Source organism: Streptomyces sp. NPDC034099, assembly GCF_055575415.1.
The window spans coordinates 37,187-63,754 of record NZ_JBVISR010000007.1 but is presented as its reverse complement, the minus strand read 5'-3'; the positions used below and the strand labels follow the sequence as shown (position 1 = coordinate 63,754).

General features: G+C 73.6%; 23 protein-coding genes. 19 read left to right on the top strand and 4 right to left on the bottom strand.

Annotation, left to right across the window (positions count from 1 at the left end):
* The first annotated feature begins 58 nt into the window (after positions 1-58).
* Positions 59-1,396: an allantoinase AllB gene (gene allB, locus ACZ56V_RS20960; protein WP_468944214.1), complete on the top strand. Its 1,338-nt coding sequence runs from the start codon at positions 59-61 to the stop codon at positions 1,394-1,396.
* A 61-nt stretch (positions 1,397-1,457) separates the two neighbouring features.
* A complete protein-coding gene (gene alc / locus ACZ56V_RS20955; protein ID WP_468944211.1) occupies positions 1,458-2,588 on the top strand; it encodes an allantoicase in 1,131 nt (376 codons plus the stop codon).
* A gap of 101 nt (positions 2,589-2,689) precedes the next feature.
* Here the strand turns inward: alc and ACZ56V_RS20950 are convergent, their stop codons facing one another.
* The gene (locus ACZ56V_RS20950) at positions 2,690-3,466 is read right to left on the bottom strand and encodes an SDR family NAD(P)-dependent oxidoreductase (protein WP_398916177.1); all 777 of its coding nucleotides are present in this window, start codon (positions 3,464-3,466) and stop codon (positions 2,690-2,692) included.
* 177 nt (positions 3,467-3,643) lie between these two features.
* On the opposite strand from ACZ56V_RS20950, the gene ACZ56V_RS20945 reads away from it, so the two are divergent.
* Positions 3,644-4,039 carry a ribonuclease domain-containing protein gene (locus tag ACZ56V_RS20945; RefSeq protein ID WP_356362413.1) on the top strand — a complete coding sequence of 132 codons (396 nt, stop codon included), beginning with the start codon at positions 3,644-3,646 and terminating at the stop codon, positions 4,037-4,039.
* Positions 4,040-4,056: 17 nt separating this feature from the next.
* On the opposite strand, the gene ACZ56V_RS20940 is transcribed toward ACZ56V_RS20945, so the two are convergent.
* Entirely contained in the window at positions 4,057-4,257 is a 201-nt protein-coding gene (locus tag ACZ56V_RS20940) for a hypothetical protein (protein WP_467381062.1), read from the bottom strand.
* Between the two features lie 169 nt (positions 4,258-4,426).
* Between ACZ56V_RS20940 and ACZ56V_RS20935 the strand changes: the two genes are divergently transcribed.
* Together ACZ56V_RS20935 and ACZ56V_RS20930 are read left to right on the top strand one after the other, a co-directional pair.
* Entirely contained in the window at positions 4,427-5,686 is a 1,260-nt protein-coding gene (locus tag ACZ56V_RS20935; RefSeq protein WP_398916181.1) for a sensor histidine kinase, read from the top strand.
* 44 nt (positions 5,687-5,730) lie between these two features.
* Positions 5,731-6,411: a response regulator transcription factor gene (locus ACZ56V_RS20930; RefSeq protein ID WP_468944206.1), complete on the top strand. Its 681-nt coding sequence runs from the start codon at positions 5,731-5,733 to the stop codon at positions 6,409-6,411.
* Here the strand turns inward: ACZ56V_RS20930 and ACZ56V_RS20925 are convergent.
* Positions 6,408-7,421: a Gfo/Idh/MocA family protein gene (locus ACZ56V_RS20925; protein WP_467381066.1), complete on the bottom strand. Its 1,014-nt coding sequence runs from the start codon at positions 7,419-7,421 to the stop codon at positions 6,408-6,410. The genes ACZ56V_RS20930 and ACZ56V_RS20925 overlap by 4 nt on opposite strands.
* A gap of 128 nt (positions 7,422-7,549) precedes the next feature.
* On the opposite strand from ACZ56V_RS20925, the gene ACZ56V_RS20920 reads away from it, so the two are divergent.
* The 13 genes from ACZ56V_RS20920 (at position 7,550) to ACZ56V_RS20860 (ending at position 23,866) form a co-directional block, all read left to right on the top strand.
* Positions 7,550-8,287: a myo-inositol degradation transcriptional regulator gene (locus tag ACZ56V_RS20920; RefSeq protein WP_356362595.1), complete on the top strand. Its 738-nt coding sequence runs from the start codon at positions 7,550-7,552 to the stop codon at positions 8,285-8,287.
* A 217-nt stretch (positions 8,288-8,504) separates the two neighbouring features.
* Entirely contained in the window at positions 8,505-9,509 is a 1,005-nt protein-coding gene (locus ACZ56V_RS20915) for a sugar ABC transporter substrate-binding protein (protein WP_468944201.1), read from the top strand.
* The gene (locus ACZ56V_RS20910; RefSeq protein ID WP_467381069.1) at positions 9,506-10,546 is read left to right on the top strand and encodes an ABC transporter permease; all 1,041 of its coding nucleotides are present in this window, start codon (positions 9,506-9,508) and stop codon (positions 10,544-10,546) included. Before ACZ56V_RS20915 ends, ACZ56V_RS20910 begins: the two co-directional genes overlap by 4 nt.
* Entirely contained in the window at positions 10,543-11,337 is a 795-nt protein-coding gene (locus ACZ56V_RS20905; protein ID WP_104634563.1) for an ATP-binding cassette domain-containing protein, read from the top strand. The genes ACZ56V_RS20910 and ACZ56V_RS20905 overlap by 4 nt, the downstream gene beginning before the upstream one ends.
* Positions 11,338-11,450: 113 nt before the next feature.
* Positions 11,451-12,599 (top strand): ROK family glucokinase, encoded by a 1,149-nt coding sequence (locus tag ACZ56V_RS20900; protein WP_104634564.1) that lies wholly within the window; start codon positions 11,451-11,453, stop codon positions 12,597-12,599.
* The gene (locus tag ACZ56V_RS20895; RefSeq protein WP_467381072.1) at positions 12,596-13,177 is read left to right on the top strand and encodes a sugar kinase; all 582 of its coding nucleotides are present in this window, start codon (positions 12,596-12,598) and stop codon (positions 13,175-13,177) included. Before ACZ56V_RS20900 ends, ACZ56V_RS20895 begins: the two co-directional genes overlap by 4 nt.
* Before the next feature lie 122 nt (positions 13,178-13,299).
* Positions 13,300-16,194 (top strand): DEAD/DEAH box helicase, encoded by a 2,895-nt coding sequence (locus ACZ56V_RS20890; RefSeq protein WP_468944195.1) that lies wholly within the window; start codon positions 13,300-13,302, stop codon positions 16,192-16,194.
* A 581-nt stretch (positions 16,195-16,775) separates the two neighbouring features.
* A complete protein-coding gene (locus tag ACZ56V_RS20885) occupies positions 16,776-18,926 on the top strand; it encodes an SWIM zinc finger family protein (protein WP_468944667.1) in 2,151 nt (716 codons plus the stop codon).
* A 139-nt stretch (positions 18,927-19,065) separates the two neighbouring features.
* Positions 19,066-20,226 carry an NAD(P)/FAD-dependent oxidoreductase gene (locus tag ACZ56V_RS20880; RefSeq protein ID WP_398916329.1) on the top strand — a complete coding sequence of 387 codons (1,161 nt, stop codon included), beginning with the start codon at positions 19,066-19,068 and terminating at the stop codon, positions 20,224-20,226.
* A complete protein-coding gene (locus ACZ56V_RS20875) occupies positions 20,223-20,477 on the top strand; it encodes a (2Fe-2S)-binding protein (RefSeq protein ID WP_398916206.1) in 255 nt (84 codons plus the stop codon). Before ACZ56V_RS20880 ends, ACZ56V_RS20875 begins: the two co-directional genes overlap by 4 nt.
* On the top strand, positions 20,470-21,969 hold the full coding sequence (locus ACZ56V_RS20870; protein ID WP_398916208.1) for an FAD/NAD(P)-dependent oxidoreductase: 1,500 nt from the start codon (positions 20,470-20,472) through the stop codon (positions 21,967-21,969). Before ACZ56V_RS20875 ends, ACZ56V_RS20870 begins: the two co-directional genes overlap by 8 nt.
* Positions 21,966-22,862 (top strand): dihydrodipicolinate synthase family protein, encoded by an 897-nt coding sequence (locus tag ACZ56V_RS20865; protein ID WP_398916210.1) that lies wholly within the window; start codon positions 21,966-21,968, stop codon positions 22,860-22,862. Before ACZ56V_RS20870 ends, ACZ56V_RS20865 begins: the two co-directional genes overlap by 4 nt.
* A 2-nt stretch (positions 22,863-22,864) precedes the next feature.
* Positions 22,865-23,866 carry a proline racemase family protein gene (locus tag ACZ56V_RS20860; RefSeq protein ID WP_398916212.1) on the top strand — a complete coding sequence of 334 codons (1,002 nt, stop codon included), beginning with the start codon at positions 22,865-22,867 and terminating at the stop codon, positions 23,864-23,866.
* Here the strand turns inward: ACZ56V_RS20860 and ACZ56V_RS20855 are convergent.
* Positions 23,856-24,536 (bottom strand): GntR family transcriptional regulator, encoded by a 681-nt coding sequence (locus tag ACZ56V_RS20855; RefSeq protein WP_398916213.1) that lies wholly within the window; start codon positions 24,534-24,536, stop codon positions 23,856-23,858. The genes ACZ56V_RS20860 and ACZ56V_RS20855 overlap by 11 nt on opposite strands.
* A 164-nt stretch (positions 24,537-24,700) precedes the next feature.
* On the opposite strand from ACZ56V_RS20855, the gene ACZ56V_RS20850 reads away from it, so the two are divergent.
* Positions 24,701-26,560, top strand: coding sequence for an ABC transporter ATP-binding protein (locus ACZ56V_RS20850; protein ID WP_398916215.1), 1,860 nt, complete (start codon positions 24,701-24,703; stop codon positions 26,558-26,560).
* Positions 26,561-26,568 lie beyond the last annotated feature (8 nt).

Sequence of the window (26,568 nt, the reverse complement as noted above, 5' to 3'; positions counted from 1 at the left end):
CGACAGGAGACTTCAACAGAACGTTGAAAAACTCGGCGGCAGAAAAGAGGGGTTTCGGGTGTCCGGAGCTGAACTGGTGCTGCGCTCGACGCGCGTCATCACCCCCGAGGGGACACGCGCCGCGTCGATCGCGGTGACCGGGGAGAAGATCACGGCGGTCCTGCCGTACGACGCCCCCGTCCCGGACGGCGCCCGGCTCGAGGACGTCGGCGACCATGTCGTCCTGCCCGGCCTGGTCGACACGCACGTGCACGTCAACGACCCCGGCCGCACCGAGTGGGAGGGCTTCTGGACCGCCACCCGCGCCGCGGCCGCCGGCGGCATCACCACCCTCGTCGACATGCCGCTCAACTCCATCCCGCCGACCACCACGGTCGACAACCTGCGCACCAAGCGCGAGGTCGCCGCCGACAAGGCGCACATCGACGTCGGCTTCTGGGGCGGCGCCCTGCCGGACAACGTCAAGGACCTGCGCCCGCTGCACGAGGCCGGGGTCTTCGGCTTCAAGTCGTTCCTGTCGCCGTCGGGCGTGGACGAGTTCCCGCACCTCGACCAGGAGCAGCTCGCCCGGTCCCTGGCGGAGATCGCCGCCTTCGACGGCCTGCTGATCGTGCACGCCGAGGACCCGCACCACCTGGCCGCCGCCCCGCAGCAGGGCGGTCCCAAGTACTCCCACTTCCTCGCCAGCCGCCCGCGCGACGCCGAGGACACCGCGATCGCCACCCTGCTCGCGCAGGCCAAGCGGTTCAACGCCCGTGTTCACGTGCTCCACCTCTCCTCCAGCGACGCCCTGCCGCTGATCGCCGAGGCCCGCGCGGACGGGGTGAAGGTGACGGTCGAGACCTGCCCGCACTACCTCACCCTCACCGCCGAGGAAGTGCCGGACGGCGCCAGCGAGTTCAAGTGCTGCCCGCCCATCCGCGAGGCCGCCAACCAGGACCTGCTGTGGCAGGCGCTGGTGGACGGCACCATCGACTGCGTGGTCACCGACCACTCGCCGTCCACCGCCGACCTGAAGACCGACGACTTCGCCACCGCCTGGGGCGGCATCGCCGGCCTCCAGCTGAGCCTTCCGGCGATGTGGACCAAGGCCCGCGAGCGGGGTCTCGGCCTGGAGGACGTCGTGCGCTGGATGTCCGCGAACACGGCCCGCCAGGTGGGGCTCGACGGCCGCAAGGGCGCCATCGCGGTCGGCCGGGACGCCGACTTCGCCGTCCTCGCCCCCGACGAGACCTTCACCGTCGACCCGGCCGCCCTCCAGCACCGCAACCGCGTCACCGCGTACGCGGGCAAGACCCTGTACGGCGTCGTGAAGTCCACCTGGCTGCGCGGCACGCGCGTCGTGGCGGACGGCGCGTTCACCGACCCGAAGGGACAGCTCCTCGACCGGGCCTGACGTCCCGGACCCCCTGAACCCAGTCCCTCCCGAACGGCCCCGAAAGGAACACCTGATCACCGTGACGGCCCAGCAGAACACCTCGTTGGCCAGCTTCACCGGAGACGCGAACCCCTACGGAGGCGGCGACCCGTACGCGGACTACCGCACCGCCGACCTTCCCTTCACCCAGTACGCCAACCTTGCCGACCGGCAGCTCGGCGCGGGTGTCGTCGCCGCCAACGACGAGTTCTTCGCCCAGCGCGAGAACCTGCTGGTGCCCGAGCCCGCCGAGTTCGACCCCGAGCACTTCGGGCACAAGGGCAAGGTCATGGACGGCTGGGAGACCCGCCGGCGCCGCGGGGCCTCGGCCGAGCACCCCTGGCCCACCGAGGACGACCACGACTGGGCGCTGATCCGCCTCGGCGCCCCCGGCGTGATCCGCGGCATCGTCGTCGACACCGCCCACTTCCGCGGCAACTACCCGCAGGCCGTCTCCGTCGAGGGCGCCACCGTCGCGGGCTCCCCGTCCCCCGAGGACCTGCTCGCGGACGACGTGAAGTGGACGACCCTCGTCCCGCGCACCGCGGTCGGCGGCCACGCCGCCAACGGCTTCGCCGTCTCGGCCGAGCAGCGCTTCACGCACCTGCGCCTCAAGCAGCACCCCGACGGCGGCATCGCCCGCCTGCGCGTGTACGGCGAGGTCGTCCCGGACCCCGCCTGGCTCACCGCCCTCGGCACCTTCGACGTGGTCGCCCTGGAGAACGGCGGCCAGGTCGAGGACGCCTCCAACCTCTTCTACTCGCCGGCCACCAACACCATCCAGCCGGGCCGCTCCCGCAAGATGGACGACGGCTGGGAGACCCGCCGCCGCCGCGACCGGGGCAACGACTGGATCCAGTACCGCCTGGTGGACCGCGCGCAGATCCGCGCGATCGAGATCGACACGGCGTACCTGAAGGGCAACAGCGCCGGCTGGGCGTCCGTCTCCGTCAAGGACGGCGAGGCGGGCGAGTGGCGCGAGGTGCTCCCGCGCACCCGGATGCAGCCCGACACCAACCACCGCTTCGTGCTGCCCGAGACGGCCGTCGGCACCCACGCGCGCGTGGACATCTTCCCCGACGGCGGCATCTCCCGCCTGCGCCTGTTCGGCTCCCTGACCGAGGACGGCGCGGCCCACCTCGCCGCCCGCCACCAGGAACTGGGCGGCTGACCCGCCGCTCGGCACAGACCCGCGGGGCGCACCGGCAGGACAGCACCGGTGCGCCCCGCGCGCACGTTCCGGGGCGCGCGTCGCGCGCGTCCCGGGAGCGGCTACGCCGCGTGGCCGCCGTCCACGGCGAACTCCGCGCCGGTGACGTACGAGGCGGTCGCCAGGTACGCCACCGTCGACGCCACCTCGTCCGCCGTGCCGAAGCGGCCCAGCGCCGTCATGGCCGCCTGCCCGTCCGCGTAGGGGCCGTCCGCCGGGTTCATGTCGGTGTCGATGGGCCCCGGGTGCACGATGTTCGCCGTGATCCCGCGCGGGCCCAGCTCCCGGGCCAGCGCCTTGGTCAGCCCGATCAGCGCCGACTTGCTCGTCGCGTACAGCGTCCCGCCGGGCCCCGGCACCCGCTGGGTCATGCAGGTGCCGACGGTGATGATCCGCCCGCCCCCGGTCATGCGGGCCGCGGCCGCCTGCGAGGCGAGGAAGACGCCGCGGACGTTCACCGCGAGCAGCCGGTCGACGTCGGCGGTGGACAGGCTCTCCAGCGGGCCGAGCAGGCCGAGGCCCACGTTGTTGACCAGCACGTCGAGGCCGCCGCCGAGCGCCGTGGCCGCCCGCTCGACCGCCCCCGCCGCCTCGTCCGCGTCGGCCGAGTCGGCCCGCAGGGCCACCGCCCGGCGCCCCAGCGCCCGGGCGGCCCGTACGACGTCCTCGGCCGCGTCCTTGCCGTTCACGTAGGTGAGGGCCACGTCCGCGCCCTCCCGTGCCAGCCGCAGGACGGTCGCCGCGCCGATGCCCCGGCTGCCGCCGGTCACGAGGGCGGTGCGGCCCGTCAGGGGAGCGGTGGCGGGGGCGAGTGGGTTGGTGTGCGTGTCGGTGTTCATGGGTCCATCCCAGCCGGGCCGCCGCGCCCGTGCTGGCGGCGAACGGACATCGACCTGACCGGCGCGCAGGCCGTGCCGGACAGGGGTGTGAACACGCGGAAAACACATAGGACGTCCCGGGAAACTCCACGGTCTTGTCATTGACATGCCACTGTCTACGCGCGTCATCATGAACGCATGCGATTCCCCCCACGCGCCGCTCGGCTCGGCGCAGCAGCCGCAGTCCTGTCCGCCCTCCTCGTGGGCGGCACCGTCTCAGCGACCACGGCCGGCGCCGCCCCCGCGGCGGTCGGCGACATCTGCTACAGCGACCTGCCCTCCCAGGCGCACGACACGCTCGACCTGATCGAGCAGGGCGGTCCCTACCCGTTCGAGCAGGACGGGACCGTCTTCCAGAACCGGGAGGGCGTCCTGCCCAGCCAGTCCTCCGGGTACTACCACGAGTACACGGTGATCACGCCGGGCTCCGACACGCGCGGCGCCCGCCGGATCGTCACCGGCGAGGAGAACCAGGAGGACTACTACACGGCCGACCACTACGCGTCGTTCGACCTCGTCGACTACGGCTGCTGAGGCCCGGCCCGCCCGACTCACCGGGACGTGCGGCTCTCGGCGGCGGCGAACAGCGCGCCGCCGAGGGCGAGCAGCGCGACGCTCGCGTAGACCTCGTAGCCGTCCAGGGCACCGATCCGCTGCACCAGACCGATGTTCCAGTCGGTGAACTCGTGCACCAGGCCCATCGCGCCCTGGAGCACGGCGAGGAAACCCAAGAACTCCAACAGTTGCTTCATGATCCCGACTCTCGCCCCGCGGTACCCCCACACACATCGGCCGCGGGGCGAGTCCGGCCCGACGGAAGGCGGCGGTGCGCGCGTACCGCGCGCCGAAAGTCGCGGCTCGCGCGACTTTGGTCGACGGTCCCCGCCGGCCGGCCGTTCCGGACGCTGCCCCTGCGTAGATTTGTCGACTGTGAACAGTGACGAGCAGGCCACGGTGCCCCCGGCCTTCGCGAAACGGCGCTGGGTGCTGCCGGCGGCCCTGGTCGAGGACCTGTACCCGCAGCCCCGGCGGCCCGGCGGCCGGCCCCGGCGCACCGCACGCGACTGGGTCGTCGACTTCGCCTGCTTCCTGCTGGCGGTCACCATCGGCCTGCTGGCCGCCGACGCGCTGGACCAGGAGCCGGACCTCTCGCCCGCGATGGCCGTCGCGGACCAGCTGATCGGCGCCCTGGCCTGTGCCGCGGTCTGGCTCCGGCGGCGGTGGCCGGTCGGGCTGGCCGCGGCCATGGTGCCCGTCTCCCTGGTCTCGGCCACCGCGGGCGGCGCCGTACTCGCCGCCCTGTTCACCGTCGCCGTGCACCGGCCCCTGCGGTACGCGGCGTGGATCGGCGGCGCGAGTCTCGCCGTGACGCCCGTGTACTACTGGATGCGCCCGGAACCCGGGCTGCCCTTCCTCGCCTCCCTCGTCATCGCCTTCCTGCTCACCGTCACGGTGCTCGGCTGGGGTCTGCTGGTCCGCTCCAAGCGCCAGCTCCTGCTCAGCCTGCGCGACCGCGCCCGGCACGCCGAGGCCGAGGCACGGCTGCGGGCCGAACAGGCGCAGCGGCTGGCCCGCGAGGCCATCGCCCGCGAGATGCACGACGTCCTCGCCCACCGGCTGACGCTGCTCAGCGTGCACGCGGGCGCCCTGGAGTTCCGGCCCGACGCTCCCCGGGAAGAGGTCGTCCGGGCGGCGGGCGTCATCCGGGAGAGCGCGCACGAGGCCCTCCAGGACCTGCGGCAGATCATCGGTGTCCTGCGGGCCGGGGAGTCCGACGACGCGGGCCGTCCCCAGCCGACGCTCGCGGCGCTCGACGCGCTGGTCGCCGAGTCCCGTGAGGCCGGCATGAAGGTGACCCTGGCGGACCGCGTGCCCGACCCCGGCACGGTCCCCGCCGCCGTCGGCCGCACCGCGTACCGCATCGCCCAGGAGGCGCTGACCAACGCGCGCAAGCACGCGCCCGGCACCGAGGTCACCGTCTCGGTCACCGGAGCACCGGGCGACGGACTCGCCCTGTCGGTGCGCAACGCCCCGCCCCCCGGCGAGGTACCGCACGTGCCCGGTTCCGGCCAGGGCCTGATCGGGCTGACCGAGCGGGCCACGCTCGCGGGCGGCACCCTGGAGCACGGCCCGACACCCGGCGGCGGCTTCGAGGTACGGGCCCGGCTGCCGTGGGACTGAGACGTCGGCAAGTGGCCGGGGGCGACCGTGATTACGTAGGACGCATGACTGCGATCAGACTGCTCCTCGTCGACGACGACCCGCTGGTGCGGGCAGGGCTGGCCCTCATGCTGGGCGGCGCCGACGACGTGGAGATCGTCGGCGAGGCCGCCGACGGCGACGAGGTCGGGGCGCTCGTCGACCGCACCCGCCCGGACGTCGTCCTCATGGACATCCGGATGCCGGGGGTGGACGGCCTCACGGCCACCGAGCGGCTGCGGGGCCGGGCGGACGCGCCCCAGGTCGTCGTGCTCACCACCTTCCACGCGGACGAGCAGGTGCTGCGCGCCCTGCGTGCCGGTGCCGCCGGGTTCGTCCTCAAGGACACCCCTCCCGCCGAGATCCTCGACGCGGTGCGCAGGGTCGCGGCCGGAGACCCTGTCCTGTCGCCCGCCGTCACCCGGCGGCTGATGGAGCAGGCGGCCGGTACCATCCCCGACGCGCGGGGGCGGCGCGCGCGTGCCCGGGTGGAGAGCCTCAACGACCGCGAGCGCGAGGTCGCCGTCGCGGTCGGGCGCGGCATGGCCAACGCCGACATCGCGACCCACCTCTTCATGAGCGTCGCCACGGTCAAGGCCCACGTCTCCCGCATCCTGGCCAAGCTCGACCTCGGCAACCGGGTCCAGATCGCCCTGCTGGCGTACGACGCGGGGCTCCTGGACGAGTACCAGGACGACACCCCCTAAGGGGTGAGCACCTCGGGGACCTCCGCCAGCCGTACGGGTCTGCGCTCGCGGCGGGAGATGTCGCAGGCCTCCGCGATCCGCAGGGCCTGCAGCGCCTCGCGCCCGTCGCAGGGGTTGGCCCGCTCGCCGCGGACCACCCTCACGAACGTGTTCAGCTCGGCCTCGTAGGCGGGCCCGAAGCGCTCCACGAAGCCCGTCCACGGCTTGTCCGCGGCCGGGGGACCGGTCGGCTCGGTGGACGCGATCGGCGTACGGTCGTCCAGGCCCACGACGATCTGGTCCAGCTCCCCGGCCAGCTCCATGCGGACGTCGTACCCCGCCCCGTTCAGCCGCGTCGCCGTCGCCGTCGCCAGCGTGCCGTCGTCCAGCGTGAGCAGCGCCGCCCCCGTGTCCACGTCGTCCGCAGCGCGGAACACCGGCGGACCGGCGTCGGACCCGGCGGCGTACACGTCGACGACCTCGCGCCCGGTCACCCAGCGCAGGACGTCGAAGTCGTGGATGAGCGTGTCCCGGTAGAGCCCGCCGGACTGCGGCAGGTACTCGGCCGGCGGCGGGGCCTGGTCGCTCGTCACCGCCCGGACGGTGTGCAGCCGGCCCAGCCGTCCGGACCGCACCGCCTCCCGGGCCCCGGTGTAGCCGGTGTCGAAGCGGCGCTGGAAGCCCATCTGGAGGATCGTCCCGGCGGCCTCCACCTCGGCGATCGCCTGTAACGTGCCGGGCAGGTCGAGGGCGATGGGCTTCTCGCAGAACACCGGCAGCCCCGAGCGGGCCGCCCGTCCGATCAGCTCCGCGTGGGCCGGCGTCGCCGTGGTGATCACCACCGCGTCCACGCCCCACTGGAAGATCTCGTCCACTCCCGGCGCCGCCGTCTCGCCCAGCCGGTGCGCCAGGTCCTGGGCCCGTGTGAGGTCGGCGTCAGTGAGGATCAGGGACCCGACGTCGCGGTGGCGGCTGAGCGTGTTGGCGTGAACGGTGCCGATGCGGCCCGTTCCGATGACCCCGATGCGCATGGAATCAAGGTGGGCTCACAGCCGCCCCCTGTCAATGCGTATGTCCGGACAATCGAACTACACAACTTCCCGTCATCTGCGCGCGGAGCTACGCTCGGCCCGTGCCGAAACCAGAAGTGGACCCGACCGTGTCGCTGGACCTCAGCGTGGATCGCAGCAGCCCCGTGCCGCTGTACTTCCAGCTGTCGCAGCAGCTGGAGGCCGCGATCGAGCACGGCGCGCTGACCCCCGGCAGCCTGCTGGGCAACGAGATCGAGCTGGCCGCGCGGCTCGGTCTGTCCCGGCCCACCGTCCGCCAGGCCATCCAGTCGCTCGTCGACAAGGGCCTGCTCGTGCGCCGCCGCGGCGTCGGCACCCAGGTCGTGCACAGCAAGGTCCGGCGACCGCTGGAACTGAGCAGCCTCTTCGACGACCTGGAGGCGGCGGGCCAGCGCCCGGCCACGAAGGTCCTGGTCAACACCGTCGTGCCGGCCACCGCGGAGATCGCCGCCGCGCTCGGCGTCGCCGAGGACAGCGACGTGCACCGCATCGAGCGGCTGCGGCTGACGCACGGGGAACCGATGGCGTACCTGTGCAACTACCTGCCGCCCGGCCTGGTCGACCTGGACACCGGGCAGCTGGAGGCCACCGGCCTCTACCGGCTGATGCGCGCCGCCGGGATCACCCTGCACAGCGCCCGGCAGTCCATCGGCGCCCGCGCCGCCACCCCCGGTGAGGCCGAGCGGCTCGGCGAGGACGCGGGCGCCCCGCTGCTCACGATGGAGCGCACCACCTTCGACGACACGGGACGCGCCGTCGAGTTCGGCACCCACACCTACCGGCCGTCCCGCTACTCCTTCGAGTTCCAGCTGCTCGTGCGGTCCTGAGCGAAGCACCGCCGGTCCCCTCTGCGTCCCGTCCGGCGGCGGCTCCCACCGTGCGGGTTCGTCGCATTGTCCGGACAATGTGACCCTCGGCCGATCCCCGGAGGCATGCGCTCCGCTTGTGTGTCGGACAATGGGGCGTTTGGGGTTTCCAGAACCCGGCCGGGGTGGTGACAGACCCCGCACGCACAGCACGGCACAGCAAGAAGGGCACGGCCTCGTGGCACGGTTTCGGACATGGGTGGGCATCGCGCTGGCAGGGGCACTCTCGCTGTCCCTGGCGGGTTGCAGCAGCACCGGCGGCAAGCGCGCCGAGGACGCCCGCAAGGCCGCGTCGGCCGAGGGCAGGGCGGCGGTGAAGACCCCCCGCTGGACCTTCGCGATGATCACCCACTCGGGCGACGGCGACACCTTCTGGGACATCGTCCAGAGCGGCGCCGAGCAGGCCGCGGTCAAGGACAACATCAACTTCCTGTACTCCCACGACGACGAGGCGCAGCAGCAGGCCCAGCTCGTGAACGCGGCCATCGACAAGAAGGTCGACGGCATCATCGTCACGCTCGCCAAGCCCGACGCGATGAAGTCCGCCCTCGCCCGCGCGCACAAGGCGGGCATCCCCGTGATCACCGTGAACTCCGGCTCCGAGGAGTCCAAGGAGTTCGGCGCCCTCACCCACGTCGGCCAGGACGAGACGATCGCGGGCGAGGCCGTGGGCGAGGAGCTGAACCAGCGGGGCCGCGAGCAGGCGATCTGCGTGCTCCACGAGCAGGGCAACGTCGGCCACGAGCAGCGCTGCGACGGAGTGGAGAAGACCTTCGAGGGCAAGGTCCAGCGGCTCTACGTCAACGGCACCAGCATGCCGGACGTGCAGTCCGCCATCGAGGCCAAGCTCCAGACCGACAAGTCCGTCGACGCCGTGGTCACCCTCGGCGCCCCCTACGCCGACACCGCCGTCAAGGCCAAGCAGGGCGCCGGCAGCAAGGCCGAGATCGACACCTTCGACCTCAACGCCAAGGTGGCCGCCGGACTGGCGGACGGCACCCTCGGCTTCGCCGTCGACCAGCAGCCCTACCTCCAGGGCTACCAGGCCGTCGACCTGCTGTGGCTGTACAGGTACAACGCCGACGTCCTCGGCGGCGGCCGCCCCGTGCTCACCGGGCCGCAGATCATCACCAAGGACGACGCCGCCGCGCTCGCCGACTACACGAAGCGGGGCACCCGGTGAACGCCACGCAGGTGAAGGAGGCCGACGAAAGGCTTCTGCAGACCTCGCCGCTGCGCAAACTCCTGGGCCGCCCCGAGCTGGGCTCCGTCGTCGGCGCGATCGCCGTCTTCGTCTTCTTCGCGTTCTTCGCCGACAGCTTCCTGCACGCCGCCAGCCTCAGCACGGTGCTCTACGCCGCCTCGACGATCGGCATCATGGCCGTCCCGGTGGCGCTGCTGATGATCGGCGGCGAGTTCGACCTGTCCGCGGGCGTCATGGTCACCTCCTCGGCGCTGGTGTCGTCGATGTTCAGCTACCAGATGACCGCCAACGTCTGGGTCGGCGTCGGCGTGTCGCTGCTGGTCACCCTGGCGATCGGCGCCTTCAACGGCTTCATGCTCACCCGCACCGGACTGCCCAGCTTCATCATCACGCTGGGCACCTTCCTCATGCTGACCGGCCTGAACCTGGGCTTCACCAAGCTCATCGACGGCACCGTCTCCACCAAGTCGATCGCCGACATGGAGGGCTTCTCCTCCGCCCGCGACGTCTTCGCCTCCACGATCACCGTCGGCGGCGTCGGCTTCAAGGTGACCATCCTGTGGTGGCTCGCCCTGGTCGCCGTCGCCAGCTGGATCCTGCTGCGCACCCGCGCCGGCAACTGGATCTTCGCCGTCGGCGGCAACAAGGACGCCGCCCGCGCGGTCGGCGTCCCGGTCACCAGGACCAAGATCGGCCTCTACATGGGAGTGGGCTTCGGCGCCTGGATCTCGGGCCAGCACCTGCTCTTCTCCTACGACGTCGTCCAGTCCGGCGAGGGCGTCGGCAACGAGCTGATCTACATCATCGCGGCCGTCATCGGCGGCTGCCTGATCACCGGCGGCTACGGCAGCGCCGTCGGCTCGGCGGTCGGCGCGTTCATCTTCGGCATGACCAGCAAGGGCATCGTCTTCGCCGAGTGGAACCCCGACTGGTTCAAGTTCTTCCTCGGAGCGATGCTGCTCCTCGCGACCCTGCTCAACGCCTGGGTCCGCAAGCGTGCGGAGGCCACCACATGACGCAGACCGGAAGCCGTACGGCGCTCGTCGAGCTGTCCGACGTCAGCAAGAACTACGGCAACGTACGCGCCCTCGAAGGCGTGTCCCTGGAGGTCCACGCCGGGGAGATCACCTGTGTCCTGGGCGACAACGGCGCGGGCAAGTCCACCCTCATCAAGATCATCGCCGGTTTGCACCAGCACGACGGCGGCACGCTGAGCCTGGACGGCGAGGAGACCCGTCTGTCCTCCCCGCGCGAGGCGCTGGACCGCGGCATCGCCACCGTCTACCAGGACCTGGCCGTCGTCCCCCTCATGCCGGTCTGGCGCAACTTCTTCCTCGGCTCCGAGCCGCGCAAGGGCGTCGCCCCGTTCAAGCGCATGGACGTCGACCACATGCGCCGCACCACCCACGCGGAACTCCTGCGCATGGGCATCGACCTCCGCGACGTCGACCAGCCCATCGGCACCCTGTCCGGCGGCGAGCGCCAGTGCGTGGCGATCGCCCGCGCGGTGTACTTCGGCGCGAAGGTCCTGGTGCTCGACGAACCGACGGCGGCACTGGGGGTGAAGCAGTCGGGTGTGGTCCTCAAATATGTGGCGGCGGCACGTGACCAGGGCCTGGGTGTCGTACTCATCACCCACAACCCACACCACGCGTACCTGGTGGGCGACCGCTTCGTCCTCCTGAAGCGCGGCACGATGGTCGGCAACCACGAGCGGGACGCCATCACGCTGGACGAGCTGACCCGCCAGATGGCAGGCGGAAACGAGCTGGACGATCTACGCCACGAGCTGCAGCGCCCCTCTTAGGGGCGCGGGGAACTGCGCGACCAGCCACAACGCACCCGCACCCGGCAACAAACCGTTCCGCCCGCCCCCGCCCATTCGGCACCCGGCGTGAGCGTGCGGCACAATCGCACCCGATGAGCACCTACCGCGACTTCACCGCCCCCATCGGCTCCCGCCGCGCCCCGGTCCTGCGCACCGTGGGCACCAGGGAACGCCGCTCACACCTCACGGCACCCCGCGTGCCCACGGTCGGCATCGACATCGGCGGCACGAAGGTCATGGCGGGTGTCGTCGACGCCGACGGCAACATCCTGGAGAAGCTCCGTACGGAGACCCCGGACAAGTCCAAGAGCCCGAAGGTCGTCGAGGACACGATCGTCGAGCTGGTCCTGGACCTCTCCGACCGGCACGACGTGCACGCCGTCGGCATCGGCGCGGCCGGCTGGGTCGACGCCGACCGCAACCGCGTGCTGTTCGCCCCCCACCTGTCCTGGCGCAACGAACCGCTGCGCGACCGCATCGCCGGCCGCCTCGCGGTCCCCGTCCTGGTGGACAACGACGCCAACACCGCCGCCTGGGCCGAGTGGCGCTTCGGCGCCGGCCGCGGCGAGGACCACCTCGTCATGATCACGCTCGGCACCGGCATCGGCGGCGCGATCCTGGAGGACGGCCAGGTCAAGCGCGGCAAGTACGGTGTCGCCGGCGAGTTCGGGCACATGCAGGTCGTCCCCGGCGGCCATCGCTGCCCGTGCGGCAACCGCGGCTGCTGGGAGCAGTACAGCTCGGGGAACGCCCTGGTCAGGGAGGCCCGCGAGATGGCCGCCGCCGACTCGCCGGTGGCGTACGGGATCATCGAGCACGTCAAGGGCAGCATCGGGGACATCAGCGGCCCGATGATCACCGAGCTGGCCCGCGAGGGCGACGCCATGTGCGTCGAGCTGCTCCAGGACATCGGGCAATGGCTCGGCGTCGGCATCGCGAACCTCGCCGCGGCCCTCGACCCCTCCTGCTTCGTCATCGGCGGTGGCGTCAGCGCCGCCGACGACCTGCTGATCGGCCCCGCGCGCGACGCCTTCAAGCGCCAGCTGACCGGCCGCGGCTACCGCCCCGAGGCCCGCATCGTCCGGGCCCAGCTCGGCCCCGAGGCCGGCATGGTGGGCGCCGCCGACCTGGCCCGGCTGGTCGCCCGCCGGTTCCGCCGGGCCAAGCGCCGCCGGGTGGAGCGGTACGAGCGCTACGAGCGGTACGCCGAGGCCCGCCGCACGTCCGGGGAGTCACTGTGACGGAATCCCTGCCCCATCAGCCCGGCCCCCCGGAGGCGACCGGCCCCGCGACGGAGGGCCGCCGGCACATGATCCGCCGGCGTGCGCTCACCCTGATCATCATCGTGCTGCTCATCGGCGTCCCCGCCGGCTACCTCGCGATCTCCGCCGGCCAGAGCCGCGACAGCGGCCGGGACAAGGAGGCGAAGTACGCGGCGACCGGCATGACCGAGGGCTGGCCCTCCAAGCTCCAGCGCCGCATCTACGAGGTGCCCGTCCCGGTGCCGTCCGAAGAGGTCGCCTACTACGAGACGAACAACTGGAAGACCAGCCGGCTCTACGTCCAGTTCGAGACCACCGCCGCCGGGCTCGACGTCTTCCTGGCCGGGCTGGGCGTCGACCGGGACGCGCTGAAGAAGGACAGGATCGCGATCAGCGACCGCGCCCAGCGGGTCACCGGCTGGGAGTTCGGCGGGTCCGGCTCCTGGTGGGGCGTCGTCAACGAGCAGGAGGACCCGGCGCCGACCCAGGATGTGGTCGTGAACATGGAGAACCCGGACTACCCGATGGTGTACGTCGTCTCACACACCGTTCCGTAGGGCCCGGAGGTCCAGGCCAGGCGGTCCGGCCCCGGCGGCAGGCCGTCGGAGCCGATTGTCGGACCCCGCCCGTAGAGTCGAAGACATCTGATCGGGCAGACGGGCGGGAGGTGACAGGACGTATGGGTGACGTGGCCGTGACGGAGACGAGGCGGGCCGAGGCGCCGACGGCGTCCGTCCCCGTGCGGCTCGCGGCCGTCTTCCTGCCCGCGCCGCTCCCGCGCGGGGGACGGATCGCCTTCTGGGACCCCGCCGGCGACCCGGTCGCCTGGGAGGCGGAAGACGACCGGCCCGGCGAACCGACGGAGCTGACCGTCGTACGGCGGCACGGCGCCGGGGTGCGGCGCGGGACCGCACCCGCGCTGTCGCTGCCGCTCACCGAGGCGCTGCCGCTGCTGGTGCGCGCCCGGCACGACCCGGCCGCCCACCCGGCCACCGCCTGCTGGGGCGCGGCGGCCCTGCACGCCCTGCGGCTCACCGCGCGCGGCCGGCTGCTGCCCGGCCTGACCGCGGCCGGACACGACGCCTGGCGGGCCGGTCCGCTCGACCCCGACGACATCGCGCACCTGCGGGCCGTGGCCGCCGCCCTGCCCCCGGAGGGCCACGCGGTCCCGCTCGAAGGGCCGGGCCCGATCCGGCTGCCGGAGCCGGAAGCGCTGGTCCGCGCGTTTCTGGACGCGGTCGCCGACACCCTGCCCCGCACCCCCGCCGCACCGCACGCCACGGGCCGGCCGTTTGCCGCACGCGAGGCCCAGCGCCTGCCCGACGCCCACGACTGGGCGGCGGAGGTCGCCGCCGGCATGGACGCGGGCGTGCGGATCTCGCTCCGCCTGGACCTGTCGGCGTACGACCTGTTCGACCGGGACGGGGAAGGCGCCCCGGGGGCCGGGGGAAGCGGTGACGTCGGCCCGCGCAACGCCGGAGCGGCCGTCGTCCAGGTGCACAGCCTCGCCGACCCCACCCTCGTCACCGACGCGGCGGACCTGTGGTCGGGGGTGGCCGACGCGGAGTTCGGCGCCCGCGCGCGCGTGGACACCGCCCTGGCGGTACGGCGCGCGGCCCGGGTCTGGCCGCCGCTGGACCGGCTCACCGAGCAGGACGTGCCCGACGTGCTCGCCCTGTCCGAGGAGGAGGTCACCGACCTGCTCGGGGTGGCGGCCGCCCGTCTCGCCGCCGCCGGGGTCGCCGTGCACTGGCCCCGCGACCTGGCCCAGGACCTCACCGCCACCGCGGTCATCAGGACCGCCCCCGGTTCCGCGACCGACGGCACGGGCTTCTTCGAGAGCGAGGACCTCCTTCAGTTCCGCTGGCAGCTCGCGATCGGCGGCGATCCCCTCACCGAGGCCGAGATGGACACCCTCGCGGAGGCCCACCGCCCCGTCGTCCGGCTCCGTGACCGGTGGGTGCTGGTCGACCCGGCGCTCGTCCGCCGGGCCCGCAAGCGCGATCTCGGCCTGCTCGACCCGGTCGACGCCCTCTCCGTCGCCCTCACCGGCAGCGCGGAGGCCGACGGCGAGACGGTCGACGTGGTGCCCGTCGGCGCGCTGGCCGCCCTGCGCGACCGGCTCACCGCGGGCGTACGGCCCGCCGAGGCACCGCCCGGCCTGCACGCCACCCTGCGCGACTACCAGCTGCGCGGTCTCTCCTGGCTCGACCTCATGACCTCGCTCGGCCTCGGCGGCTGCCTCGCCGACGACATGGGCCTCGGCAAGACCGTCACCGTCATCGCCCTGCACCTGAGGCGGGCCCGGACCGAACCGACCCTGGTGGTCTGCCCGGCCTCCCTGCTGGGCAACTGGCAGCGGGAGATCGAGCGGTTCGCGCCCGGCGTCCCCGTCCGCCGCTTCCACGGCCCCGACCGCACCCTCGACGACCTCACCGGCGGCTTCGTCCTCACCACGTACGGCACCATGCGGTCCGCCGCCACGAGCCTGGCCGAGCAGCCCTGGGGCATGGTCGTCGCGGACGAGGCCCAGCACGTGAAGAACCCGTACTCGGCGACGGCGAAGGCCCTGCGGATCATCCCGTCCCCCGCGCGGGTCGCCCTGACGGGCACGCCCGTGGAGAACAACCTCTCCGAGCTGTGGGCGCTGCTCGACTGGACCACCCCCGGGCTGCTCGGCCCCCTGAAGTCCTTCCGCGCCCGGCACGCGCGCGCGGTGGAGAACGGCGAGGACGACCAGGCGGTGGAGCGCCTGGCCCGCCTCATCCGGCCCTTCCTGCTGCGCCGCAAGAAGTCCGACCCGGGCATCGTCCCCGAGCTGCCGCCGAAGACCGAGACGGACCACCCCGTCCCGCTCACCCGCGAACAGGCCGCGCTGTACGAGGCGGTGGTGCGCGAGTCGATGCTCGCCATCGAGGAGGCCGAGGGCATGGGCCGCCGCGGTCTCGTCCTCAAGCTGCTGACCTCGCTGAAGCAGATCTGCGACCACCCCGCGCTGTTCCTCAAGGAGGAGCACCCGCAGGGCGGCACCGACCGGATGACCGCGCGTTCGGGCAAACTCGCCCTGCTGGACGAGCTGCTGGACACCGTGCTCGCGGAGGACGGCTCGGCGCTGGTTTTCACGCAGTACGTCGGCATGGCCCGCCTCATCACCTCCCACCTGACCGCCCGCGCGGTCCCGGTCGACCTGCTGCACGGGGGTACGCCGGTGCTGGAGCGGGAGCGGATGGTGGACCGCTTCCAGAGCGGGGCGACCCCCGTCCTCGTGCTGTCCCTGAAGGCCGCCGGTACCGGCCTCAACCTCACCCGCGCCGGGCACGTCGTGCACTTCGACCGCTGGTGGAACCCAGCCGTGGAGGAACAGGCCACCGACCGCGCCTACCGCATCGGACAGACCCAGCCGGTCCAAGTTCACCGGCTCATCACCGAGGGCACGGTCGAGGACCGCATCGCCGAGATGCTCCAGTCCAAGCGGGCCCTGGCCGACGCGATCCTCGGCTCAGGGGAGTCGGCCCTCACCGAACTGACGGCCCGTGAACTGTCCGACCTGGTGTCCCTGCGGAGGCCGTCATGACCTCCCGGCCCGCCGACGAGGCCCGCCGCGCCCTGCGGGAGGCACGCGGGCGCGGGGAGGCGGCGGGCGCGGACGGGGAACGCGGGGTGACATCACCGCCCTCGTCGCCGTCGCCGTCGTCGCACCCGGCCCCGTCGCCGTCGGTCCCGGAACAGGAGCAGGAGGGCGACCCGGGGCGGAAGCCGGGGGAACCCACCCTGTCGCGCCCCGGGGACATCGCCCGCGCCGCGCTGCGCAGCGCACGCACCGCACGGCAGGCGGGGGCGCACAACCCCGCGGACAGCCCTGACACGCCGCCCGACGTCCACGACGAGCCCGAGGTCTCCAACGCCTCCGACGTGCCGCCGCCGGGGTCGCCGGGCGCTGGGCATCCGGCCGGTTGGGCGACCCCGGCAGACCCGGCCGACCCGACCGGCTCGGAAGATCCGGGTCCCGTGGGGGAGCCGGTGGCTCCGGGAGAGAGGACCGGCCGGTCCGACGACGTGCCCGCACCGGACGGCTCGGAGGGGTCGGGCGGCCGGGACGGCCGGGCCGGCTCGGACGGCCGAGCCGTTCCCGAGGGGGCGTCACTCCCCGGCTCCGTGGGCGCGGGGGCCGCCCGGCCGGCGGATGTGGCGCGCGAGGCCTTGCGGGCGGCGCGTCGGCAGGCGAAGGCGGAGGCGTCGGCCAAGAGCGGTTCGGCCGAGGGCGGTTCGGCCGAGGGCGCGGCGCACGCGCGGCGGTCGTCCCGTCCGGCCGGTCGTCAGCGGCGGGCGGACGGTCCGGGCACCGCCGACGCCCGCGCCCGTGCCGTACGGGACTTCGCCGCGGGCGCGTTCCGACTGCCCCCGGAGGCCGACCCCGTCGAGGAGGTCCTGCCTGCCGGGGAGCCGGCCGGTGGCCCCGCCGCCGGGGTCCGGGCGGCCGCCCACCCGGAGCAGGACTCGGCCCCGGTCGAGGAGGTCCTGCCTGCCGGGGAGCCGGCCGCTGCAACCGACGCCGAGGGCCGAGCGGCCACCCACCCGCACCCGGAGCCGGACCCGTCACCCGGCGCGGACCGCGCCGCCGAAGCTACGCCCACCTCCTCTGACGCCGACGCCGACCTCACGCCGGACCCGGAGCCGGACCCGTCACCCGGCGCGGACCGCGCCGCCGAAGCCACGCCCACCTCCCCTGACGCCGACCCCGCGCCGGACCCGGAGCCGGACCCGTCACCCGGCGCGGACCGCGCCGCCGAAGCCACGCCCACCTCCCCTGACGCCGACCCCACGCCGCACCCGGAGCCGGACCCGTCACCCGGCGCGGACCGGGCCGCCGAAGCCACGCCCACCTCCCCTGACGCCGACGCCGACCCCACGCCGCACCCGGAAAGCCCGGAGCCCGGCGCCGAGTGGGCGCGGCGCCCGCGGCAGCCGTCGACGCCGCGCGGCCGGGCCATCGCCGACGCCACCGCACCGCCCGCGCAACCTCGCGCACCCCGCTCGATGGCGGCCCCGGACCGTGACGGCGATCTCCGGCGCACCTTTCCCGCGCTGCCGCCCCGGGCCGCGGACGAGGGCTTCGCCGGGACGTGGTGGGGAAACGCGTGGGTGACCGCGCTGGAAGAGGGCGCCCTGGACGCCGCCCGGCTGGAGCGCGGGCGCGGCTACGCGGAGCGGGGACACGTCGACGCCATCACCGTGACGCCCGGTCTGGTCCTCGCCTACGTGCAGGGCAGCCGCGCCCGGCCGTACCGCGTCCAGGTGCGGCTGCGGACGCTCGGCGACGCCGACTGGGACCGGTTCCTGGACGCCGCCGTCGAACGGCCCGGACACATCGCCGCCCTCCTCGACAGGGAACTTCCGCACTCCCTGGCCGACTTGGCCGATCGCGGTGTCCCGCTGCTCCCCGGACCGGGCGACCTCACCCCGCAGTGCAGCTGCCCCGACTCCGGCCACCCCTGCAAGCACGCCGCCGCCCTCTGCTACCAGACGGCACGTCTGCTCGACGCCGATCCCTTCGTCCTGCTCCTGCTGCGCGGCCGGGGCGAACGCGCGCTGCTCGACGCCCTGTCCCGGCGGAACGCGGCCCGCGCGGCGCGTGCGGCCCAGGACCGCGGACCGGCGCCCCTGCCCGGCGTCCGGGCCGGTGAGGCGCTGACCCCGCGCGCCCTGCCGCCCCTCCCGGCGCCGCTGCCCGCGCCGCCGCACCCCGAGCAGCCACCGGCCTACCCGGCCGCCCCCGGCGGCCCCGACCCGTTCGCGCTGGACCAGCTGGCCACCGACGCGGCCGCCCGCGCCCACGCCCTGCTCACCACGGGGCGCGATCCCGTCGGCGGCCTGACGCTGTGGCAGGACGCCGTCCGGCTCGCCGCCGCGCGCCCCGGCTCCGGCCTCACCGCGGGCACCCGCGCGCTCTACGCGTCCCTCGCCTCGGCCACCGGACGCGACACGGCGGAGCTGGCGCGGGCCGTCGCCGCCTGGCGGCAGGGCGGGCCGGACGGCCTCGACGTCCTGGAGGAGCCCTGGGACCCGCCGGCCGGCCGGTTCGACCGCGCCCGCCCGCTGCTGCTCGCCGCCGACCTCCCCGCCTTCCGCCCCTGGCGCAACCGCCTCACCCACCCCCGGGCCCATGTCCAGCTCAGACTCGGCCGGACGGGGCTCTGGTACGCGTACGAGTCGGAGCCCGGCCGCGAGGACTGGTGGCCGCGCGGCACTCCCGACCTCGACCCGGTCGGCGCCCTGACCGGCCTGGGCACCCGAGTCGATCTCTGACCCCCTCCGATCGCCGGGGACGAGCCGGGGACGAGCCGGGGACGAAGGGGGCGTTGTCTTCCTCCTGCCGGATGTATAGCCTCACCCATGGCATGTGACATTGCACAGTGCGGTGCGCGCGGAGGAGGAGCCGTTGACCCTGAAGGTCGTCGTCGTGGGCGCGGGAGTCGTCGGAGCCGCCTGTGCCTTCCACGCCGCATCGGCGGGCCTGGACGTCACGGTCACCGACCGCGGACCCGTCGGCGCCGGGACGACGAGCCGGGGGGAGGGCAACGTCCTCCTCTCCGACAAGGAACCCGGCCCCGAACTCGACCTGGCGCGGCTCAGCCGCACGCTGTGGGACGAGGCGGGCCGGGAGTTGGGCCCCGGCACCTTCGAACTGGAGCCGAAGGGCGGCCTGGTCGTCGCGAGCGGCCCCGAAGGCCTCGCCGCGCTCCAGGAGTTCGCCGCCCGGCAGGAGGCGGCGGGGGTCCGCGTCGAGCGGGTCGACCGGGTGCGGGACCTCGAACCCCACCTCGCGCCCGGCATCCCCGGCGGCGTCCACTACCCGCAGGACGCGCAGGTGCAGCCGGTGCTGGCGGCGGCCGCCCTGCTCCGAGCCGCCGTACGGCACGGCGCGCGCTTCCACCCGGGCGAGGTGGCCGGGGCGGTCACCGGCCGGGACGGCCGCGTCACGGGCGTCCGGACGGCCGCCGGTGACGTGCTGCCCGCCGACGCCGTCGTCAACGCCGCCGGGACCTGGGGCGGCGAGGTCGGCCGACGGCTCGGCGCTCCCGTCGAGGTGCTGCCGCGCCGCGGCTTCGTCCTGGTGACCGAACCGCTGCCGCCGATGGTCCGTCACAAGGTCTACTCCGCCGACTACGTCGCCAACGTCGCCTCCTCCGACGCCGGACTGGAGACCTCGTGCGTCGTCGAGGGCACGCGCGGCGGCACGATCCTCATCGGCGCCAGCCGGGAACGCGTCGGCTTCGACACCACCATGAACACCGCCGTGGTCACCAGGCTCGCGGCCCAGGCGTGCCGGCTCTTCCCGTTCCTGCGCGGAGTCCATCTGATGCGCGCCTACCGCGGGTTCCGGCCGTACTGCCCGGACCACCTGCCGGTGGTGGGCCCCGACCCGCGCGTGCCGGGCGTCGTCCACGCGTGCGGTCACGAGGGGGCGGGCATCGGGCTCGCCCCCGGGACCGGCGCGCTCGTCACGGCCCACCTGCTCGGCCGCCCCTGGCGCGGCGCCGATCCGGCCGCCCACACCGGTCTTCTCCCCGACCGCTTCCTGACCGCCGGAGGTGCTCCCCAGTGAGCGAGATCGTCGTCGACGGCGAGCCCCTGCCGTTCGTCGAGGGACAGACCGTCGCCGCGGCCCTCGTGGCGACGGGCCGCCTCGCCTGGCGCACCACCCGCGTCGGACACCGCCCGCGGGGGGTCTTCTGCGGCATCGGCGTGTGCTTCGACTGCCTCGTCACCGTCGACGGAGCCCGTGGACAGCGCGCCTGCCTGGTGCCGGCCCGGCCGGGCATGACCGTCACGACCCGGGAGGGCGACGATGAGTGAACCGGCGGACCTCGTCGTCGTGGGCGCGGGCCCGGCCGGCATGGCCGCCGCGGCCACGGCGCTGGCCGGTGGACTGTGCGTCGTACTGCTGGACTCCGGCACCGCCCTCGGCGGTCAGTACTGGCGGCACCCGCCGGAGCACGCACGCGCGGCCGTCCCGACCGACGACCTGCACCACGGACTGCGCCGGTACCGCGCCCTGTGCGAGACGCTGGCGGCGGGCCGGGCCGCGGGCCGGCTCGACCTGCGCCTGGGACACCACGTGTGGTCCGCCGTCCGCGAGGACGACGGGTTCGCGGTCCACGCGGTGGACCGTCGCGAGGCGCCGCGGGAGACCGCCCTCGCCCTGCGGACGCCCAGACTTCTGATCGCCACCGGCGCCTACGACCGTCAACTGCCCTTCCCGGGCTGGGACCTGCCCGGCGTACTGACCGTCGGCGGCCTCCAGGCGCTGCTCAAGGGCGGCGGAGTGGCGGCCGGAAGCCGCGTGGCGCTGGGCGGCACCGGCCCGTTCCTGCTGCCGGTCGCCGCCGGACTCGCGGCACGCGGCGTCGAGGTCGTCGCGGTGTGCGAGGCAGCCCACCCGAAGGCGTGGCTGCGGCACCCCGGCCCGCTGCTGCGCAACCCCGGCAAGTGGGCCGAGGGAGCCGGGTACGCCGCCGCGCTCGTGCGCCACCGCGTCCCCCTCCGCCCGCGCACGGCGATCGTCGCCGCGGAGGGCGGCGAACGCGTGACCGCCGTGCGGATCGCCTCGCTGGCGCCGGACGGCAGCCCGCGTCCCGGTACGGAACGATGTGTCGAGGTCGACGCCGTCGGCGTCGGCTGGGGCTTCGCACCCCAGCTCGACCTGCTCGTCCCCCTCGGCTGTGCCCTCACCGACTCGGCGGACGGCAACGCGGTCGTCGCGGTCGACGGCGGCCAGCGCACCACCGTCCCCGGTCTCTACGCCGCGGGGGAGACCTGCGGTGTGGGCGGGGCGGCCCTCGCCGTGAACGAGGGCCGGCTGGCCGCCCGGTCGGTCCTCGCCGACTCCCGCGCCACCCACGTACCGGCGAACAGGCGGCCGGCCGCGGTGCGTTCGGCGGTGAGCCGGCAGCGGGCCTTCGCCCGGGCGATGGCCCTGGCCCACCCGCTCCCTCCCGCCTGGCCCTCGTGGCTGACCGACGAGACCGTCGTGTGCCGCTGCGAGGAGGTGACCGCCGGGGCGGTCCGCGCCGCCCGCGCCGACGGCGCCCACGACCACCGGCAGGTCAAGCAACTGACCCGGGCCGGCATGGGCTGGTGCCAGGGCCGGATGTGCGGGCCCGCCGTGCACTGCCTCACGGAGCGGCGGCGGGCCTACGAGCCCGCGGAACGGCTCGTCGCGACGCCCGTCACCCTCGGGGCGCTCGCCGACCTCGACGAAGCACCGGCGGCACCTTCGGGATCGACTGCATCGACGGCACCTTCGGCATCGACGGACAACGGGGAAACCGACAAGGAGTGTTCATGAGCGAGACCCGCAAGCCCTGGCACGGCGTCATCGTCGCGACCAGCCTGCCGTTCCACGACGACCTCTCGGTCGACTTCGCGGCCTACGGCGAGAGCGTCGCCCACCTCGCCGAGCAGGGCATGCACGGCGTCGCCCCGAACGGCTCCCTGGGCGAGTACCAGACCCTCACGTACGAGGAGCGCGACCGCGTCGTCGAGACCGCCCTCGCCAACGCCCCCGAAGGGTTCACCGTCATGCCGGGCGTCGGCGCCTACGGCGGCCGCGAGGCCGAGCGGCACGCCAGGTTCGCCAAGGACGCGGGCTGCCAGGCGGTCATGTGCCTGCCGCCCAACGCCTACCGCGCCGACGACCGCGCGGTGCTCGAACACTTCGAACGGGTGGCGTCGGTGGGCCTGCCCGTCACCGCGTACAACAACCCCATCGACACCAAGGTGGACCTGCGCCCCGACCTGCTCGCGAAGCTGCACGCCGAGGGGTTCATCGTCGGGGTCAAGGAGTTCTCCGGCGATGTCCGGCGCTGCTACGAGATCTCCGAGCTGGCCCCCGGCCTCGACCTCATGATCGGCACCGACGACACCGTGCTGGAGGTCGCCGTCGCCGGCGCCAAGGGCTGGGTCGCCGGGTACCCGCAGGTCTTCCCCCGGGCCTGTCTCGCGCTGTACGAGGCGTCCGTCCGGGGCGACCTGGAGACCGCGCTGCCGCTCTACCGTCAACTGCACCCCGTACTGCGGTGGGACAGCAAGACGGAGTTCGTCCAGGCCATCAAACTCGGCCAGGAGATGACCGGCCGCCGCGGCGGTGCCTGCCGTCCGCCGCGACAGCCGCTGGCTCCGGAGACGGAAGCCGTCGTCCGGGCCGCCACCCAGGCCCTCGTCGACGCCGGGGTGAACTGACGATGCGCTCGACGGTCTGCTACCACGCCGTCGACTCGCACACCGAGGGCATGCCCACCCGCGTGATCACGGGTGGTGTGGGTGTCCTCCCGGGCGCGACGATGTTCGAGCGACGCCGGCGGTTCGTCGCCGAACGCGACCACCTGCGCACCCTGCTGATGTGCGAACCGCGCGGACACGCCTCGATGTCCGGGGCGATTCTGCAACCCCCCACCCGGCCGGACGCCGACTACGGCGTCCTGTTCATCGAGGTCTCCGGCTGCCTGCCGATGTGCGGGCACGGGACCATCGGGGTCGCGACGGTCCTCGTCGAGACCGGCATGGTCGAGGTGACCGAGCCGGAGACCCTGGTGCGGCTCGACACCCCGGCGGGGCTGGTCACGGCCCGGGTGCGGGTGCGCGAGGGCCACGCCGAGTCGGTGACCCTGGAGAACGTCGCCTCGTACTGCCACGCACTCGACCAGGTCGTCGACGTCCCCGGGTACGGGGCGGTGCGCTACGACATCGCCTACGGCGGCAACTTCTACGCCTTCGTCCGCACCGACGACCTCGGCATCCCCTTCGAGCGGGCGCACAAGCAGCGGCTGCTGGACGCCGGGCTGGCCGTCATGGACGCGGTCAACAAGCAGAACCCGGTGTCCCACCCGGAGAATCCGGAGATCGACGTGTGCCACCACGTCTACCTGGAGGCCCCCGGATCGACCGCGCGGCACTCACGGCACGCCATGGCGATCCATCCGGGATGGTTCGACCGGTCGCCCTGCGGCACGGGCACCAGCGCCCGGATGGCGCAACTGCACGCTCGCGGTCTGCTGCCGGCCGGTGAGGACTTCGTCAACGAGTCCTTCATCGGCTCCCGGTTCGTCGGGCGGGTCCTGGAGGAGACGACGGTCGGGGACCGCCCGGCCGTCCTGCCGTCCGTCACCGGCCGCGCCTGGATCACCGGCACCGCCCAGTACCTGCTCGACCCCACGGACCCCTACCCGGCGGGTTTCACTCTCTGACGGACTCGGCGGTGCCGTCTGCCCACAGCGTGCGGACGTGCGCGAGATGGCGGCGCATGCACTCCTCGGCCTCCCGGCCGCGGCCCGCCACCATCAGATCCAGCAGGTCGACGTGCTCCTGGGCGGACGCGACCAGCCGCCCCGCCTCGTCGAGGCTGCCCAGCCCGAACAGGCGGGAACGCTTGCGCAGGCCGGCCACCACCTCCACCAGATGGTGGTTGCCGGCCAGGCCCAGCAGTTCGAGGTGGAAGCGGTGATCGGCTTCGAGGTACGCGAGGACGTCGTGCTCGCGGGCCGCGGTGACGATCCGCCGCGCCAGCGGCCGGAGGGCCTCCAACTGCTCGACGGTCGCGGTGGCGGCGACGCGTCCCACGGTGGGAACCTCGATCAGCGTCCGGATCTCGGTGAACTCGTCGAGGTCCCGCTCGGTCATCTCGGTGACGCGGAACCCCTTGTTGCGCACCGCTTCGACCAGCCCCTCCCGGGCCAGGTCCAGCATGGCCTCGCGCACCGGAGTGGCGGAGACGCCGAGTTCCGCGGCCAGGGTGGGCGCGGAGTAGACGACACCGGGCCGCAGATCACCGGCGATGAGCGCGGCCCGCAGCGCCTCGGCGACCTGATCACGCAGATGGGCCTGGACGGAGATCGCCTGGGACTTGAGATGCGGCATCCGTGCTCCTGCGTCCGGCCAGACAATTGGCCCTCACCATACAATGTCACGTTGCGCCGAACGCGGGCCGCACGGTGTCCGGTTCTCGACGGTCCGCCGTAAATGCCTGGACTGCGTACCCCGTCCGACGGGAAACTTCCGGCTTGCGAACCTCCGGGAGTGTGATGGGGACAACAGAGACGCGAGGGCCGGCGCCGGGCAGGAGCGCCGTCGTCCTGGCGCTGCGCCACTACGGCCGGGAACTGCTGCGACTACGACGACTGGCCCTGCCCGCGCTGCTGCTGCCGGCCGTGGGCAACATCGGCATCCGCTACGTCGCCCCGCTGCTGATCGCCAAGCTGGCCGGACAGGCCGCCGACGAGCGCGGGCTCACCCTCGGCCCGGCGCTGCCGTACGTGCTGGGCTTCGGTGTGACGCTGCTGCTCGCCGAGGCCGTCTGGCGGATCGGTCAGCACTGCCTGAACCGCGTGGACGCCCTCGGCATGGAGCATCTGTACGTGAGCGGCATGGACGAACTCCTCGCCAAGGACGCCGCGTTCTTCCACGACAACTTCGCCGGCTCGCTGACCAAGCGGGTGCTCAGCTACGGCAAGCGCTTCGAGGACTTCGTCGACACCGTGACGTACCGGATCGTGGGCAGCCTCGTCCCCCTGGTGTTCGGCGCCGTGGTGCTGTGGAGCTACGAGCCGATGCTCGTCGTCGGCCTGTTCGTCATGATCGCGCTGACGGTGGTGACCGCGACGCCGCTGATCCGCCGTCGGCAGCGGCTCGTCAACGACCGGGAGGCCGCGATCGCCCGGGTCTCCGGCCATGTCGCCGACAGCCTCATGAACATGGAGACCATCAGGGCCTTCGCGGCCGAGCGGCGGGAGGCCGCCGAACACCGCAGCCGGGTCGCGGAGTCCCGACGCCTGACGCTGAGGTCGTGGGACTACGGCAACCTGCGCGTGGACGTCCTGATCGCGCCCATGTCCGTACTGACCAACGTACTGGGCCTGTTGGTCGCCATCGCCTTCGGCGGTCCGGGCCAGGGAGTGGAGGAGGTCGTCGTCGCCTTCACCTACTACTCCAACGCCACTCAGATCATGTTCGAGTTCAACCAGATCTACCGGCGGCTGGAGAGCTCGATGACCGAGGCCGCCCAGTTCACGGAGCTGCTGCTCGACCCGCCCACCGTGCTGGACGCCGACGCACCCGAACCCCTCGCGCCGCGGGACACCGGCATCCGCTTCGAGGCGGTGACCTTCGCCCACACGGGAGCGAAGCCCATCTTCCAGGGACTCGGCCTGGACGTGCCCGCGGGCGCCCGGATCGGCCTGGTCGGCAGGTCCGGCGGCGGCAAGACCACCCTCACCCGGCTCCTGCTGCGGATGTCGGACATCGACCACGGACGCATCCTGATCGGCGGTCAGGACATCAGCCGGCTGCGCCAGACCGACCTGCGCTCACTGATCGCCTACGTCCCGCAGGAACCTGCCATGTTCCACCGCAGCCTGCGGGACAACATCGCCTTCGCCCGGCCGGGCGCCACCGACGAGGAGATCCACGCGGCCGCCGCGGCCGCGCACGTCACGGAGTTCGCCGAACAGCTCCCCGACGGATTCGGCACGCTGGTGGGGGAGAGGGGGGTGAAGCTGTCCGGCGGCCAGCGCCAGCGCGTCGCCCTCGCCAGGGCCGTCCTGCGCGACGCCCCGATCCTGCTGCTCGACGAGGCGACCAGCGCCCTGGACTCGGAGAGCGAACTCCTCGTCCAGGACGCCCTGTGGCGGCTGATGGACGGACGCACGGCCCTCGTGGTCGCCCACCGTCTGAGCACCGTCGCCGGCATGGACCGCCTCGTCGTCCTGGACCGCGGACGCGTCGTGGAGCAGGGCACCCACCAGGAACTGCTCGCGACGGACGGCGCCTACGCCAGGCTGTGGCAGCACCAGTCGGGCGGGTTCCTCGGCGAGAGCGACGAGTCCGAGCGCGACGAGCCCGAGCGCGACGAGACGGAGCCGGCCCTGGAACGGCCGGTCGTCTGACCCGGCGC

Coding starts and splice junctions, on each gene's coding strand:
- ACZ56V_RS20950 (WP_398916177.1), bottom strand. CDS start 3,466: ATGAACACCGACACGCACACCAACCCACTCGCCCCCGCCACCGCTCCC.
- ACZ56V_RS20945 (WP_356362413.1), top strand. CDS start 3,644: ATGCGATTCCCCCCACGCGCCGCTCGGCTCGGCGCAGCAGCCGCAGTC.
- ACZ56V_RS20940 (WP_467381062.1), bottom strand. CDS start 4,257: ATGAAGCAACTGTTGGAGTTCTTGGGTTTCCTCGCCGTGCTCCAGGGC.
- ACZ56V_RS20930 (WP_468944206.1), top strand. CDS start 5,731: ATGACTGCGATCAGACTGCTCCTCGTCGACGACGACCCGCTGGTGCGG.
- ACZ56V_RS20925 (WP_467381066.1), bottom strand. CDS start 7,421: ATGCGCATCGGGGTCATCGGAACGGGCCGCATCGGCACCGTTCACGCC.
- ACZ56V_RS20905 (WP_104634563.1), top strand. CDS start 10,543: ATGACGCAGACCGGAAGCCGTACGGCGCTCGTCGAGCTGTCCGACGTC.
- ACZ56V_RS20900 (WP_104634564.1), top strand. CDS start 11,451: ATGAGCACCTACCGCGACTTCACCGCCCCCATCGGCTCCCGCCGCGCC.
- ACZ56V_RS20890 (WP_468944195.1), top strand. CDS start 13,300: ATGGGTGACGTGGCCGTGACGGAGACGAGGCGGGCCGAGGCGCCGACG.
- ACZ56V_RS20870 (WP_398916208.1), top strand. CDS start 20,470: ATGAGTGAACCGGCGGACCTCGTCGTCGTGGGCGCGGGCCCGGCCGGC.
- ACZ56V_RS20865 (WP_398916210.1), top strand. CDS start 21,966: ATGAGCGAGACCCGCAAGCCCTGGCACGGCGTCATCGTCGCGACCAGC.
- ACZ56V_RS20860 (WP_398916212.1), top strand. CDS start 22,865: ATGCGCTCGACGGTCTGCTACCACGCCGTCGACTCGCACACCGAGGGC.
- ACZ56V_RS20855 (WP_398916213.1), bottom strand. CDS start 24,536: ATGCCGCATCTCAAGTCCCAGGCGATCTCCGTCCAGGCCCATCTGCGT.
- ACZ56V_RS20850 (WP_398916215.1), top strand. CDS start 24,701: ATGGGGACAACAGAGACGCGAGGGCCGGCGCCGGGCAGGAGCGCCGTC.